The 17,149-nt window shown below is 72.7% G+C and carries 2 protein-coding genes (1 of these 2 only partly in view); both read left to right on the forward strand.

Annotated features, from left to right (window positions below; all coding sequences use genetic code 11):
* Window positions 1-15,777: an amino acid adenylation domain-containing protein gene (locus ACLJRM_RS30330; protein WP_410664996.1), complete on the forward strand. Its 15,777-nt coding sequence runs from the start codon at window positions 1-3 to the stop codon at window positions 15,775-15,777.
* On the forward strand, window positions 15,774-17,149 hold the start of the coding sequence (locus ACLJRM_RS30335; protein WP_410664997.1) for an amino acid adenylation domain-containing protein. The gene runs 11,956 nt beyond the window's last position; 1,376 of the gene's 13,332 nt are visible here — the first part of the coding sequence; it begins with the start codon at window positions 15,774-15,776; the stop codon falls past the right edge of the window. The genes ACLJRM_RS30330 and ACLJRM_RS30335 overlap by 4 nt, the downstream gene beginning before the upstream one ends.

Here is a 17,149-nt window from a genome sequence, read left to right on the forward strand (position 1 = left end):
GTGTCATCGGCGCACGAGGACGTCCGCAGCCCGCTGACCGCGGCGCAGCAGGGCGTCTGGTTCGGGCAGCGTCTCGATCAGTCCAGCCCGGCGTACAACACCGGCGAGTACCTGGAGATCCGGGGCGAACTCGACGTCCCCTCCTTCCAGGAGGCGGTACACCGGACGCTCGCCGAGGCCGACGGTCTGTCCGTCCTTTTCGGACATGACGGATCCGGGCCCTGGCGGACGCCGGGTGCCACGCCGGAGCTGCGGATCGTGGATGCCGACGGCGATCCGGTTCCCTCGATGCGCGCGGAACTCGCCATCGCGCGGGATCCCGCGACGGGCCCGCTGGTGACACAGATCCTCTACCGGCGGGCGAAGGACCACTTCCTCTGGTTCTTCGCCTGCCATCACATTCTGCTCGACGGCTACGGTTTCGGGCTGATCCAGCGGCGCGTGGCGGCGATCTACACCGCCCTCGTCGCGGGCGGACCCGTCGGTGACAGCCCGTTCAAACCGGTGTCGGATCTCCTCGCCGACGAGAAGGCGTACCGGGAGTCCGAAAAGTTCGAGCGTGACCGCGCGTTCTGGCTGGACAGGCTGGCGGATCTACCCGAGATCGTCTCCCCTGCGGCACCGGTCCCGGCCTCGCACCATTTCCGGCGCGAGAGCACGCGACTGGACGCGGCCGGTTTCGAGGCGCTCTCCGCGCTGGCCAAAAGGCTCGGCACCGGCTGGACCGAACTGGTCATCGCGGCGACCGGGCTCTATCTGCACCGCGCCACCGGCGCCCCCGAGATCGTGCTCGGCCTGCCGGTGATGGGCCGTCTCGGCCCGGCGGCGCGGATCCCGGCGACCACGGTCAACGTGGTACCGCTGCGGATCCCGGTCACCGCGTCGACCACGGTGGAAGACCTGGTCAGGACCGTGACCGCCGAACTGAAGCTGACCCGCCCGCACCACCGGTACCGCGGCGAGGATCTGCGCCGCGACCTCGGCAGGCTCGGCTCGCGGCGGCTGGTCGGGCCGTGGATCAACATCAAACCCTTCGCCACCGGCCTCTCCTTCGGCGGCTTGCCCGCCACCACGCACTACCTGGCGGCCGGTCCGGTCGACGACCTGACCTTCACCGTGCAGGGCCTGCCAGGTGCCGGCGGGATCGAACTGGACGTCGACGCCAATCCGGCCGCCTACAGCGCGGACGAAGTGAAGGACCACGCCCGGCGCTTCGTCGGTGTGCTGGAGGCCTTGGCCTCGGCCGCGCCGGACCTGCCGTCGGGCCGGTTCGACGTGACGGGCGCCGGGGAGCGGTCCCGGGTCCTCGCACTCGGCCGCTCGGAGCCGACAGCGCACGACGAGTCCGACGTCTTGAGCGTGATACCCGGTGGTGACGGGATCGCCCTCCAGGACGCGGGATCGCGGCTGTCGTACGACGACGTCCACGACCGGTCCGGGAGACTCGCCGCCCGGCTCCTCGCGGAGGGCGTCCGGCCGGGGGACCTGGTCGCCGTCGCGCTGCCGCGCGGTGTCGATCTCGTCGTGACCCTGCTGGCGGTGCTCGAGGCCGGTGCCGCCTATCTCCCGCTGGATCCCGATTTCCCCGCCGAACGCGTGGAATTCATGCTCGCGGACGCCGCTCCGGCACTGGTGGTCGACCCCGCGTGGCTCGCCGGTGGCCTGCCCGCCGATCCGGTGCCGCTTCCGGAGCCGCCGCTCGACGCGCCCGCCTACGTGCTCTACACGTCCGGCTCGACCGGACGTCCCAAAGGTGTCGTCGTCACCCGGCGCAATCTGGCGAACCTCCTCGCCTCCTTGCGCGAACGGTTCGCGTTCCGTGCCACCGACCGGTTCCTGGCCGTCACGACGGTCAGTTTCGACATCGCCGCCCTGGAGCTGTTCCTGCCCCTGCTCGACGGCGCGACGATCGTGCTCGCGGGCCGTGAGGACACCCGGGATCCGGCCCGGTTGAGCGCGTTGCTCGGCCGGGAACGGATCACCGCGATGCAGGCGACGCCGTCGTTGTGGCAGGCGCTCGCCGAATCCGCGCCGCTCGCCCTGCGTGGCGTCCGCGCGCTGGTCGGCGGCGAGGCGCTGCCGCCGTCGCTGGCCCGCACCCTGAGCGCGACGACAGCGGGCGTCACCAACGTCTACGGACCGACCGAGACGACGATCTGGTCCACCGCGCACGAAATCGACCTCGCCGGTGCCGACCGGCCGCTGATCGGGCGCCCCCTGCACAACACCCACGCCTACGTCCTCGACGCCGCGCTCCGGCCGGTCCCGCCCGGCGCGACGGGCGAGCTCTATCTGGCGGGCTCCGGGGTCACGCTGGGCTACCTGGGCAGACCCGGGCTGACCGCCTCGCGGTTCGTCGCGAACCCTTTCGGCGGCGGCCGGATGTACCGCACGGGCGACCTCGCGCGCTGGACCGAAACCGGTGACCTCGACTGCCTGGGCCGGACCGACCACCAGGTGAAGGTCCGCGGTTTCCGGGTCGAACTCGGCGAGGTCGAAGCCGTTCTCGGGCAGGCTCCCGGCGTCGGGCACTGCGCTGTCGTGGCGGCGGGCGCGGGGCTCGCCGGGTACTACGTGCCGACCGGCGACACCGGGGACCTGCGCGCGGAACTGGCGCGGCGGCTCCCGGACTACATGGTGCCGGGCCTGCTCGTACCGGTGGACGCGCTTCCGTTGACCCCCAACGGAAAGGTCGACCGCCTGGCGCTGGCGAACCGGACCCACACCGGATCCGGCGAGGCTGTCACCGACCCCCGCCTCGCCCGGCTTTGCGGCGCCTTCGCCGACGTCCTCGGCGTCCCGGGCTTCGGCCCCGGAGACGACTTCTTCCGGTTCGGCGGGCATTCCCTGCTCGCCATGCGGTTGAGCGCCCGTCTCGGCGCGGAATTCGGCGTGGACGTCCCCATCGCCGCGGTGTTCGACGCCCCGACCCCCGCCGCGCTGATCCGCGGTCTCGACGACCTCGCCCCGGCACGGCCGGACGTCCCGGTCGCGATCCGGCCCGAACGGCTGCCGCTTTCCGCGGGGCAGCGCCGGATGTGGCTGCTGCAGGCCCTCGCCGGACCCGCCAGCGCCGCCTACAACCTGCCGCTGAGCCTGCGCCTGCGCGGTCCGCTCGATCGCCGGGCGCTGGTCGCGGCCCTCGACGACGTGATCGCCAGGCACGAACCGCTGCGCACCGTCTACCACGACGACGGAACCGAGCCGTGGCAACAGGTCTTGCCACCGTCATCGGCCGTCTGCGAGGTGCTGGAAAGCACCGTGGACGAACTGCCGTCGGCGATCGCCGAGCACAGCCGTCGCCCGTTCGCGCTCGACGCCGAGCCGCCGGTCCGCGCGGCGCTGCTCGTCCTCGGGACCGAGGACCACGTACTCGTGCTGACCACGCACCACATCGCCACCGACGAATGGTCGCTGCGACCGCTGCTCGCCGACCTCGAAACCGCGTACGCCGCTCGCTCGGCCGGGCACGCTCCACAGTGGATTCCGCTGGCGGTGCAGTACGCGGACTACACCCTGTGGCACCAAGGACTTCCCGTCTCGGCCGAGCTGGACTTCTGGGCGGCGGAGCTGGACGGCCTGCCCGAAGACCTTCCCGTCCCCAGTGGACGGACGCGGCCGGGCAACCCGGGCGGCCTCGGCCTGGTGCTGGACCTGGATCTGGCGGACGGCCTGCACGAACGGATCCGGGAACTCGCGGCCGAGACCGGCACCAGTGTGTTCATGGTCCTCCACGCGGCGCTGGCGACCGTGCTTTCGCGCTGCGGCGCGGGTACGGACGTCCCGATCGGTGTCCCGGTGGCGGGCAGGCCCGCCGAAACGCTGGACCCGCTGGTCGGGTTCTTCGTGAACACGGTGGTGCTGCGCACGGATCTGTCCGGGCGGCCGACGTTCCGCGAGTTGCTGGCCCGGGTCCGCCGGACCGGTCTGGCCGCGCTCGCCCATGACGGCGTGCCGTTCGACCAGGTCGTCGACCGGGTGGCGCCGCCGCGCGCACCGGGCAGGCATCCACTCTTCCAGGTGCTGTTCGCCTACCGGAACACGCCGGACGGCGACGGCGGGTTCGCCGGGCTCGACGCCGAAATGGACCTGATCCCCACCGGTACGGCCAAATTCGACCTCACCCTCAACGTCACCGAGACCGGTGACGGGCTCAGCGGATTCCTCGAGTTCGCACAAGATCTGTTCGACGCCGACGAGGCGGCCCTCTTCACCGGCCGGTTCGTCCAGGTCCTCGGCGACCTGGTCGCCTCGGCCGACGAGCCCGTCTCGGACGTGCCGGTCCTGCTGCCCGCGGAACTGACCCGGCCGGACACCGCGCACGACGTCCCGCCGGTCACGCTGACGGCGCTGCTGGAACGGGCCTTCACCGACCATGCCGGCCGCGAAGCGCTGGTGTTCCGGGAAAGCCGGCTGACCTACCGGGAGCTGGACGAGCGCAGCGCGCGGCTCGCCGCCGGGTTGCGAGACCGCGGGGTGGGCCCCGAATCGATCGTCGCGGTGGTCCTGCCACGTTCGGTCGACCTGGTCGTCGCCCTCGTCGGTGTCCTGCGTGCCGGGGCGGCCTACCTGCCGGTCGATCCGGAACTGCCGGACGAGCGCGTCCGGGAACTGCTCGCCGACGCGTCACCGGACGCCGTCGTCTCGGCGGACGACCTGCCCGACGGCGACGGGTTCGCGCCCGCCGACATCGGCCAGGGCAACGCCGCCTACCTGATCTACACCTCCGGCTCCACCGGCAGGCCCAAGGGTGTCCTGGTGGAGCACCGCGCCATCGTCAACAGGCTGCTGTGGATGGCCGAGCGCTACGGCTTCGACACGGGCGACAGGGTGCTGCAGAAGACCCCGGCGACCTTCGACGTCTCGGTGTGGGAGTTCTTCCTGCCGCTGATCACCGGGGCGGCGCTGGTCGTCGCGGAACCGGGCGACCACCGCGATCCGGGCCGCCTGGCCGCGGTGATCGAGGCCCAGCGGGTGACGACCGTCCACTTCGTCCCGTCGATGCTGGCGGCGTTCGTGGCGGCCCGGGTGCCGCACGATCTGGGTTCGGTGCGCCGCGTGGTGTGCAGCGGCGAGGAGCTGCCCGCCGATCTGGTCACCAAGGCCGGGGCGGTCTTCCGCGCGCCGCTGCACAACCTTTACGGCCCGACCGAGGCCGCGGTGGACGTCACCGAGTGGGACACCGCCGACGGCGAGGCGCCGGTGCCCATCGGCGCCCCGGTCTGGAACACCGGTGTGCTCGTGCTCGACGCGAGGCTGAACCCGGTCCCGGCCGGGGTGCCTGGCGAGCTGTATCTCGCGGGTGTCCAGCTGGCGCGCGGTTACCGCGACCGGCCGGGCCTCACCGCCGAACGCTTCGTGGCCTGCCCGTCCGGCGGCCGCATGTACCGGACCGGCGACCTCGTGCGGCGGCGCCCGGACGGCGCGCTCGTCTACCTCGGCCGCACCGACCATCAGGTCAAGATCCGCGGCCAGCGCATCGAACCGGGCGAGATCGAGGCACGGCTGGTCGCCCGGCCCGGCGTCGACGGCGCGGTGGTCGTGGTCCGTGACGGCAGGCTCGTCGCCTACTGCGTGCCCGCGACCGTGGATCCCGCTCCGGTGCTCGCCGGACTGGCCGCCGCGCTGCCCGCGGCGATGGTGCCGTCGACGCTGGTCCCGCTGGCCGCGTTCCCGGTGAACCGCAACGGAAAGCTGGACCGCGCGGCGCTGCCGGAGCCGCCGGGGGAGAACACGGTGGCCACGGTCGCACCGCGCGACGCGCGGGAAGCCGCCGTCGCCGACGCGTTCGCGGAAGTGCTGCGGCGGAGCGAAATCGGTGCCGACACCGGGTTCTTCACCGCGGGCGGGGACAGCATCAGCGCGATCCACCTGGTCGCGGCGCTGCGCCGGGCCGGGCTGCTCGTCACCCCGCGCGACGTCGTCGAGGCGGGCACCGTGGCCGAACTGGCCACCCGGGTCCGGGAGATCGACGACCGCGCCGTCCCCGCCACGGCGGCCGAACGGCTCGGGCCGGTGGCGCCGACCCCGATGCTGCGCTGGCTGCTGGAGCGCGGCGGCCCGATCGACCGGTACAGCCAGGCGACCCTGCTCCGGGTCCCGGCCGGGGTGAAGACCCGTGACCTGGCGCGGCTGTTCACCAGGCTCGTCGCCCGGCACGACTTCCTGCGGGCGCGGCTGACCGGCGACACGCTGGAGATCCGGTCTCCCCACGAGGCCAGGGTCTCGTTGCGCGCGGTGCTCGCCGAGGCCGACCCGAGAGCCGAGCTGGAGCGCGAGATCGCCGCGCTCGACCCCTACGCCGGTGTCGTGCTGCGTGGTGTCCACTTCCTGCCGGACCGGCTGCTGGTGGTGGCGCACCACCTCGTGGTCGACGCCGTTTCGTGGCCGGTCATCGGCGCCGAGTTCGCCGCGGGCTGGGCGGGGGAGCCGCCGCGTCCGGGTGACTTCGTGGCCCGTGACTGGGCGGCGTCGCTGACCGCGGACGAGACACAGACCGCGTTCTGGACCGACATGGCGGCCGGGACGAGCGTCGAACTGAGCACGGGCAGCGTCGGTGACCTCCGGCATGTCGTCACCGAACTGCCCGCAGACCTTTCCCGGGCCGTCGTCACCGACATCCCGCGCGCGTTCCACACCGGAACGCGCGAAGTCCTCCTCGCCGCGCTCGGGCTGGCCGCCCGGGAGGTCTGGGGCGAGCGTGAACTCCGGGCGGATCTCGAAGGGCACGGCCGGGACGGCCTGCGCGCCGCCGATTCCGCCGTCGGCTGGTTCACCAGCCTGTATCCGATCCGGGTGTCCCTCGACGGCACTCCCGAACAGATCCTCAAGCGGGTCAAGGAAACCCTCGCCGCGGTCCCGGACGGCGGCACGGGCTACGGCCCGCTGCGCGACCGTGTCCCCGGCGCGCCGCGGCCGTTCCTGGTCAACCACCTCGGCCGGGCCGTCCGGGACGACCGGGACTTCACCCCGGTGGACGGTCTCGGTTTCCTGGCGGGCGGCGCCGATCCGGAGCTGGCCGCGTCGCATCCGATCGAAGTGTCCACTTTGGTCGAAGATGGCGTGCTCAAGGCGCGCTGGTCGTCCAGCGAGCCCATCGACGCCCTGCTGGACGCCTGGCACCGCGCGATCACCGCGCTGACCGAAGGCGGCGGCCATACACCGTCCGACTTCCCGCTGGTCACGCTGACACAGCCCGAAGTGGACGAATTCGGCGACGTCGAGGACATCCTGCCGATCACCCCGCTGCAGGCCGGCCTGCTGGCCCAGGACGCCGAGACCGACGTCTACACCGTGCTCCTGTCCTTCGACCTCGCCGGGGAGCTCGACACCGCCAGGCTGCGCGCGTGCGCCGAGCAGCTGGTGCTGCGGAACTCCGCGCTGCGTGTGGAATTCCGGCTGCGGGCCGACGGTGATCCCGTCCAGGTGGTCCTGCCCGAACCCGCGCTGGCGTGGGAAGAAGGACCGCTCACCGAGGAGGCCGTCGAGCGGTTCCGCCGCGAGCGGTTCGACCTGAACCGGGCTCCGCTGATCCGGTTCGCCCTGTTGCGGGGCGGGCCGGGGCATCATCGCCTGCTCATCTGTCACCATCACGTCCTGCTGGACGGCTGGTCCTCCCTGTCGCTGGCCCGGGAACTGCTCGCCACGTACGGCGGGGCCGGGGCGCCGGTGCGGCGCCCGCACCGCGATCAGCTGACCTGGCTGTCCACAGTGGACAAGAACGCGGATCGCGCCGCCTGGGCCGCCGCACTGGCCGGGCTGGACGAGCCGACGCTGCTCGCCCCCGGCTCCGGTGAGCCGCGCTGGCCGGAACACCTCCACCGTGAACTCGACGCCGACGTGACCGCGTCGGTGGCGGAGCGCGCCCGTGTCCTCGGCTGCACGGTGAACACCCTGGTCCAGGTCGCCTGGGCGATCCTGCTGGGCAGGCTCACCGGCCGGGCCGACGTCGTGTTCGGCACCACGGTCTCCGGCCGCCCGGCGGAACTGGCGGGCAGCACCGAGATGGCCGGGCTGTTCATCAACACCCTGCCGGTGCGGATCTCGCCGCGTCCGGGCGAAACGGCGGACGCCCTGCTCTCGCGGGTGCGGCACGAGCAGGCGGAACTGCTGGACCACCACCAGATCGGGCTCGCCGAGATCCAGCGCGAGGCGGGGATCGGAGAGCTGTTCGACACCCTGCTCGTGGTCGAGAACTATCCGGCGGCGTCGAGCTGGGACGCGGGCCGGGATCTCCGCGTGACCGGCGGACCGCCGGTGGACGCCACGCACTACCCGGTCACCTTGATCGTCGCGCCCGAGGAGCGGCTGTACGTCGGGCTGAAGTTCCAGCCCGGTTTCGGCGAGAAGGCCGCGGCCGTGCTGCTGGACCGGTTCGTCCGGGTCCTGCTCGACGTCGTGGCCGACGGGACCGCTCCGGTCGGCAGCCTCGGCATCGCCGACACCGCCGAGCGGGACCTCGTCGTCCACGCGTTCAACGAGACCGGCGAGGTCCACAGTGGACGGACTCTCGCCGACGAGTTCCGGGCGCAGGCCCGTCGTACGCCGGACGCGATCGCCGTCACGGACGAGTACACGAGCCTGACCTATGCCGAGCTCGACGCGGCGGCCCGGGGTCTCGCCCGGGCGCTCGCCGACCGCGGTGTCGGCGCGGAATCCGTCGTCGCACTGGCGTTGCCCCGGTCGGTGAACCTGATCGTCGCGATGCTCGCCGTGCACAAGGCGGGCGGCGCCTACCTGCCGATCGACCTCGGTCACCCGGCCGAACGCGTGACGGGCGTCCTCACCGAAGCGCGGCCCGCCCTCGTGCTGACCACGGACACGTTCTACGACGGCTTCGAGCACCTGTCACTCGACGGCTTCGAGCCATCTGGTGACGCCGACGTCGCCGCGCGGCCCGGAAACGCGGCGTACGTGATCTACACGTCGGGTTCGACCGGCCGTCCCAAGGGCGTGGTCGTCGAACACGAGAGCGTCGTCGGACTGATCGATTGGGGTCGCGCCACCTTCGGCGAAGAGGGGCTGTCGCGGGTCCTCGCGGCGACTCCGGTCACCTTCGACGTGTCCGTCTTCGAGATCTTCGCCCCACTGCTCAGCGGCGGGCGGATCGACGTCGTCCCCGACGTCCTTTCGCTGGCCGACGCGACGGACGGCGACCGGCTGAGCCTGGTCTGCGGAGTGCCGTCGGCGATCGCGGGCGTCTTCGAACAGAACCTGTCCGGTCTCGAGGTCGGCACCTTCGCCCTCGCGGGCGAGGCCCTGTCCGCGGATCTGGTGCGCTCCATCCGGACCGCGCTCCCGGACGCGCGCCTGCTCAACATCTACGGTCCGACCGAGGCCACGGTGTACGCGACCAGCTGGCCGGTGACCGACGGCGAACGCGTGCTGATCGGCGCGCCGCTCGCCGGATGCCGGTGCTACGTCCTGGACCGCGATCTCAACCCGGTCCCGCCCGGCGTCACGGGTGAGCTGTACCTGGCGGGCGGGCTGGCCCGCGGCTACCTCGGCCGCCCCGGCCTGACGGCGGAACGGTTCGTGGCGAACCCGTTTCACAGCGGCCGGATGTACCGCACCGGCGACCTCGCCCGCTGGACCGAAGACGGGCAGATCGACTACCTCGGCCGCGCCGACCACCAGGTCAAGGTGCGGGGTTTCCGCATCGAACTCGGCGAGATCGAACACGTCCTCGGCGCCGTCCCCGGGATCACCGGTGCCGCCGTGGCCGCCCGTCCGGGCGGGCTGACCGGCTACGTCACCGCCTCGTCCACTGTGGACGTCGAGCGGGTGCTGGCGCACTGCCGGGACCACCTGCCCTCGTACATGGTGCCGGACGTGATCGTGCCGCTCGGCGAGTTCCCCTTGACTCCCAGTGGAAAGCTCGATCGTGCGGCGCTGCCGGAACCCGGTGCGCGAGCCGAGGTCACGGCGTCCACGAGCGGGAACGCCACCGCGGCGCTGTTCGCGGACATCTTCGCCGAGGTTCTCGACCTGCCGGCGGTGGGCGAGCAGGACCACTTCTTCGGCCTCGGCGGGGACAGCATCCTGTCCCTGCGCGTGGTGGGCCGGGCCAGGGCCGCCGGACTGGCGGTCCGCGCCCGGGACGTCGTCGAACTCGGCACGCCGCTGGCACTCGCCGAACGCGTCGGCGCCCTCGTCGAATCCGGGCAGGCCGAACCGGAACCGGCCGAGATCGCCCGCACGCCGATCATGGCGTGGGCGGCCGAACGCGGCGGCGACCTCGACCGCTTCGCGCAATGGCTGCTCCTGACCACGCCGGAGGACCTCGACGCCGCGAGCCTCCAGCGCAAGCTCGAAGACCTCTTCACCCGGCACCCGGAGCTGGGGAGCCGGATCACCGAAGACGGACGTCTCGTGCCCGGCGCCACCGGTGCTCCCGCCGTCCGCGTCGTCGAAGACCTGACCGGTGAACGCGAACGCGCACTGTCCGAATTGGACACCGCGGCCGGGGTCCTGCTGCGCGCGGTCTGGAGCCCGTCCCGGCGGAGGCTCCTGCTGGTGGTCAACCACCTCGTGGTCGACGGTGTGTCCTGGCGGATCCTCATGGAGGACTTGGCGGGAGCCCCCGCCGCCACCGGTGGCAGTTTCGCCCGCTGGGCGCGGGAAGCCACCCGGGTCGACGCCGACCCCGCGGCCTGGCAGTCGTTCCTGGACCGTCCCTTCCCGGGCCTCGGCCGCCGTCCCGTCGATCCCGGGACGGATCTTGTCGCCACGGCGGCGAAGTTCGAGGTCGAACTGCCGTGGGCGGGGCTTCCCGACGTGGCGGTCCACGCGCACGGGACCGTGCAGGACGTCCTGCTGGCCGCGCTCGTGACGGCCGCGCGGCAACCGCTGCTGGTGGCCGTGGAGGGCCACGGCCGGGTGGACCTCGGCCCGGACATCTCGCGCACGGTCGGCTGGTTCACCTCGCGATACCCCGTGCCGCTCGAAGAGGGCGGCGATCCCGTCGCCACCCTCAAGGGCGTCAAGTCCGCGCTGCGCGGCCTGCCGGGCGGCGACCTCGCCGGTCTCCAGTACGGCAAGCTGCGCTACCTCGACCGTGTGCCGGGGCTGCCCGAACCCGAGGTGGGCTTCAACTACCTCGGCCGGTTCACCGGCGGCGACGGTGACTGGACGCCCGCCGAGCCGATGGGCGGCCACGCCGATCCGGGCACCGCGGTCGCCGCGGCGCTGGAGATCAACGCCGCCGTCGACGGGGACGTCGTCCGCGCGTCGTGGGCCTTCGTCCCGGACATCCTCGGCGAGACCGAGGTCCGGGCCTTGGCCGCTCGCTGGCAGGAGGCCGTCGCGGCACTGGTCGAAGCGGTGCGGGAGCCGTTCCACACGCCGTCGGACTTCCCGCTCGCCGAGCTGACCCAGTCCGATGTGGACACAGTGGACGCTCTGCTCGCGGTCGAGGACGTCCTGCCGCTCACCCCGCTGCAGACCGGACTGCTGTTCCTGACCGATTTCGAGGCCACCGGCCCGGATCCGTACCTGATGCAGCTCCGGCTGGACTTCGACGGCGAGGTGGACGGGCCGCGGCTGCGCCGGGCCGCCGCCGCGCTGCTCGCCCGGCATCCCGCCCTGCGCGCGGGTTTCCGTCACACGGAAGCGGGCGTGCCGATCCAGTTCGTCCCGGCCGCGCTCGAGCCCCGCTGGGCCGAGCACGAAAGCGGTGACGTCGACGCGCTGGCCGAGGCGGACCTGGCGGACCGATTCGATCCCGGTGAGCCACCACTGCTGCGGCTCACCCTGATCCGCCGTTCCGGCGGGGGAGCGGTTCTCCTGCTGACCGCGCACCACCTGCTCTACGACGGCTGGTCGGGTCCGCTGCTCGTCGGCGACCTGCTCGACGCCTACACCAGGGACGCGGCACCGGCGCGGGTTTCACGGCCGTTCCGTGACCACCTCGCCTGGCTGTCCACCAGGGACACCACGGTCACCGAAAAGGCTTGGCGTACCGCACTCGACGGTTTCGACGAACCTGCGCTGCTCGCGCCCGCGGCCGTCGGAGACCGGATCTCGCGGCACTACGAGTCCGCCTTGCCGGAAGCGCTGACGAGTGAACTCGTCGCCGTCCTGCGTGCCGCGGGGCTGACCATGACGAGTCTGGTCCAGGCCGTGTGGGGGTTGCTGCTGGGCAGGCTCACCGACCGCGAGGACGTCGTGTTCGGCACCGTCGTCTCCGGCCGCCCGGCCGAGGTCGACGGCGCGGACGGCAGCATCGGCCTGTTCGCCAACACGATCCCGGTCCGCGTCCGGACCGGGTACGGCGAACCGCTGCTGGACCTGCTCGGCCGGGTCCAGGCCGAGCAAGCCGCCCTGCTGGGTCATCAGTACGCGGGACTCGGCGAGATCCAGCGGTTCGCGGGCACCGGCGAGCTGTTCGACACCCTGCTGGTGGTCCAGAACTACCCGCTGGACGGCGAATCCGTGCGCGCCGCCTCGGGCGAACTGGATCTTCGTTCGGTCACGGCGTCGGATGACACGCACTACCCGCTCGCCCTCGTCGTCGAGCCCGGCGACAGGCTGCGCGTCACGTGGAAGTACGCGGAGAACGCGTTCGAACCGGGTGAGATCGAGCGTCTCGCCGAGCGGTTCACCCGGATCTGCCGGGCACTCGCCGCCGATCCCGGGGCGCCCGTCGGTGACATCGACGTCCTTTCCGGCGCCGAGCGGCACGAACTGCTGGTGACCGCCAACGACACCGCGCACGAGGTCGCGGACCTGACCATCGCCGGGTTGTTCGCGCGCGTCGCCGCGGCCGGTCCGGATCACGAGGCCGTCGTCGACGGGGACACCTCGCTGACCTACGCCGAACTGGACCGCCGCTCGACGGGGCTGGCGCGTTCGCTGGCCGGACGCGGTGTCGGCCCGGAGTCGGTGGTGGGTGTCCGCCTGCCGCGGTCCGCCGAGCTGATCGTGGCGCTGCTGGCGATCCAGAAGGCGGGCGGCGTCTACCTGCCGCTCGACCCGAACTACCCGGCCGAGCGGATCGACGCCATGATCGCCGACTCCGAGCCGGTGCTCATCCTGGACGGAATCGCCCTCCCGGCCGGGACGCATGCGCTTGCGGAGCCGGTTTCGACCGCCTCGGGGGCGTACATCATCTACACCTCCGGCTCGACCGGCCGTCCAAAAGGGACGATGGTGAGCCACGCCGGTGTCGCCAGCCTGGCGCACACCATGGTCGAAGCGTTCGGCGTCGGGCCGGGCAGCCGGGTCCTTCAGTTCGCGTCGGTCAGCTTCGACACGTCGGTGTGGGAGCTGTGCATGGGCGTGCTCACCGGCGCGACCCTGGTGATCGTCCCCGACGACGAACGCGCGGGCGATCCGCTGGCCACCTTCCTGTCCAAAAAGGACATCACACACGCGACCCTCCCGCCCGCGGCGCTCGCGTCGATCCGGCCCGGACAGGTGCCCGCCGACCTCGTCGTGATCGTGGCGGGGGAGGCGTGCCCGCCCGCGCTCGCCGCGGACTGGGCCGCGCACCGGCGGCTGTTCAACTCCTACGGCCCCACCGAGACCACGGTGGACATCACGCTGTGGGAATGCGTGCCCGAGCCGGACCGGGGCGCGGTGCCGATCGGAGGCCCCGTGCACAACACCGCCGTCTACCTGCTCGACCGGCGGCTGCGGCCGGTCCCGCCCGGCATCGTCGGCGAGATCTACGCGGCCGGGACCGGGCTGGCGCGCGGGTACCTCGGCGAGTCCGGGCTGACGGCGTCGCGGTTCGTCGCGAACCCGTTCGGCCCCGGACGGCTCTACCGCACCGGGGACCTCGCCCGCCGCCGTGCCGACGGCGCGCTGGTCTACGCCGGCCGTGCCGACCACCAGGTCAAGGTACGCGGGTTCCGGATCGAACTGGCCGAGGTCGAAGCCGTGCTGTCCGGCTGTCCCGGCGTGGCCGGGGTCGCGGTCCTGGCACTGCCGGACGCCCGCGGCGCCAACCGGCTCGTCGCCTACGTCGTGGGTGACCCGGACTTCGACGAGGTCCGGACGGCGGCGCTGACGAAGCTCCCGGACCACATGGTGCCGGCGGTCTTCGTGTCGTTGCCGGAGCTTCCGCTGACGTCGCAAGGGAAACTCGACCGCCGTGCGCTGCCCGCCCCGCCCGAACCGGCCGCGACCGGGGACCTGACCGGCGCCACCGACGCCGAACGGCTGCTCGCCGGGATCGTCGCGGGCGTCCTCGGCCTGCCGTCGGTCGGGCTGGACGACGACTACTTCACCCTCGGCGGGGACAGCATCCTGTCCATCCAGGTCTCCGGCCGGGCCCGCGCGGCGGGGCTGGAGATCCGGCCGCGGGACATCTTCGACCGCAAGACGGTGGCGAACCTCGCCGCGCTGGCCGCCACCCGCGCCCCGGCCGAAGCCGTGGCCACCGAACAGATCGCGGCCACCGGGCCGACGCCGATCACCCCGGTGATGCACTGGCTGCGCGAACTGGACGGCCCGATCGCCCGGTTCAGCCAGGCACAGACGCTGGTGACGCCGCCGGGGCTCACCCTGGAGCACCTCACCGAGCGGATCCAGACCGTCCTCGACCGGCACGACATGCTGCGCGCCAAGCTGAACGACGACTGGACGCTGGACGTACTCCCGCCCGGCGCGGTCCAGGCCGCAGACGTCCTCTCGCTCGGCGCTCCGGACGTCAAGGCGGCCGCGGAAACCCTCGCCCCCGAAGCGGGCAGGCAGGTGCGGTTCGTCTGGCAGGACAACGGCGCCGCGCCGGGCCGGTTGCTGGTGCTGATCCATCACCTCGCGGTTGACGGCGTCAGCTGGCGCATCCTGCCCGCCACCCTCGCCGGTGAACAGACCACGCCGGGGACGTCCTTCCGTGCCTGGGCGCACCGGCTCGTCGAAGCCGGTGCCGATGGCGAGTTCGCGGACGAACTGCCGCACTGGCGGGCAACCCTGGCCGACGCGCCGGTCCAGCCCGGACTCGGCACGACCGAACCGGAACGCGACCGGGTCGGCGCGGCCAAGCGGGTCCGCAGGATCCTGACGACGGACAAGACCGAGCCGTTGCTGACCACGGTTCCGGCCGCCTACGGCGCCGGGATCCAGGACGTCCTGCTCACCGCGCTCGCCCTCGCGGCGGCGAAACGGGGACCGCGGGACCTCCTGGTCCAGCTGGAAGGCCACGGCCGCACCGAACTCCTCGACGGCGCCGACCTTTCCGGCACCGTCGGCTGGTTCACCAGCGCGTACCCGGTGCGGTTGAGGCTCGACGGCGTCGACGTCTCCGACGCCCTGCGCGGCGGCGGCGCGGCGGGCAAGGCGCTGAAGGCGGTCAAGGAGCAACTGCACGCCGTGCCGGGGGAGCAGGGCCTCGGGTTCGGGGTGCTGCGGTACCTCGACCCGGCCGCGCGGGACGGCCTCGCCGCGCTCGAAACACCGCGGATCGGCTTCAACTACCTGGGCCGGTTCGCCGTCCCCGAAGCCGAGAAGCCGTGGGAGACGGCACCCGGCGGCACCGGGGTGAACGGGGCCACCGAGCCCACGCTGCCGATGGCGCACGCGCTGGAGATCACCGTCGTCGTCACCGACCACGGCGGACGGCCCGAGCTGACCGCCGACTGGACGTACGCACCGGGCGCGGTCGCCGAGACCGACGTCCTCGCGCTGGCCGACGCGTGGTGCGACGCGCTGGCCGCGCTCACCGACCACACGGCGGGACCGGGGACGGGCGGGCACACCTCGTCCGACTTCGGCCTGGTCTCGCTGAGCCAGCAGCAGATCGACCTGCTCGAAGCGAAATGGGGCAAAGCATGACGCACGGGGGACTCGAGGACGTTCTCCCGCTCACACCGCTGCAGGAAGGCTTGTTCTTCCTGTCCTCCCTCGACCGGGAGGAGCAGGACGTCTACACCGTCCAGCTGCGTTTCGAGCTGGGCGGGGCGGTGGACGCCGCCGCGCTGCGGGCGGCGGCGCAAGCCCTGCTGGACCGCCACGCGAACCTTCGCGTGGCCTTCACCGCGACCGGCGTGGAACGCCCGGTGCAACTGGTGCTGCGCCGCGTCGAGGTGCCCTTCACCGAGGTCGACGCGGCCGACCGCGCCGAGGCAGGCCGGATCGCCGAAGCCGACCGCGCGGCGCGGTTCGACCTCGAGACCCCGCCGCTGATCCGCTTCACCCTGGTGCACGTGGGCGAGGACGAGCACCACCTGCTGCTGACGCATCACCACCTGCTGATGGACGGCTGGTCGGGACCGCTGCTGGGCCGCGACCTGTTCGCCCTCTACGCCGCCGCGGGCGATCCCGCGGTGCTGCCGAGGGTGCGCCCCTACCGCGACTACCTGGCCTGGCTCAACGCCCAGGACAAGGCCGCCGCCCGCGCGGCCTGGCGAGCCGCGCTGTCCGATGTGGACGGTCCGACCCTGATCGCGCCGAACACCTCGGGTTCCGTCGTGCCGGAACAGCTCGACCACCTTCTGTCCACAGAGGACACCGAACGGCTGGTGGCGTTCGCCCGGGCGCGCGGGATCACGCTCAACACCCTCGTGCAGGCCGGATGGGGTCTCGTCCTCGGCCGGGCCACCGGCCGCGCGGACGTCGTCTTCGGCGTCACCGTGCACGGCCGTCCCGCCGACCTGCCGGGCGCGCACGAGATGGTGGGCCTGTTCATCAACACCGTGCCCGCCCGGATCACCACGAACCCCGCCGAGAGCGCCCGCGACTTCCTGAGCCGGGTGCAGTCCGGGCAGGCGGATCTCCTGGAGCACCAGCACCTCGGCCTGACCGAGATCCAGCAGCTCGCGGGCGGCCGGGATCTCTTCGACAGCCTGCTGGTGTTCGAGAGCTACCCGGTCGACGAAGAGGCGCTGGCCCGCGGCCAGCGGGAAGCCGGGCTGGACGTCCGGTCCGTCGCCACCACCGACGCCGCGCACTACCCGGTGACCCTCACCGTGGTCCCCGGCCCTCGGCTGACGCTCGGGCTCGCGCACCGTGCCGACGTCGTGCCCGCGGCCCGGGCCGAAGTGTTGCTGCGCGGCCTCGTGACCACCCTGCTGGGGTTCGCCGACGACGCCGACCGGCCCGTCGGCCGCCTGCCGCTGCTGCCCGCCGACGTCGTGGCGACCGTGGTGCGCGACTGGAACGACACCGGGCACGCCGTGCCCGCCGGGACGCTGCCCGAGCAGTTCGC

It is taken from the genome of Amycolatopsis sp. lyj-84 (genome assembly GCF_046549075.1).
In the GTDB taxonomy this organism is placed as follows: domain Bacteria; phylum Actinomycetota; class Actinomycetes; order Mycobacteriales; family Pseudonocardiaceae; genus Amycolatopsis.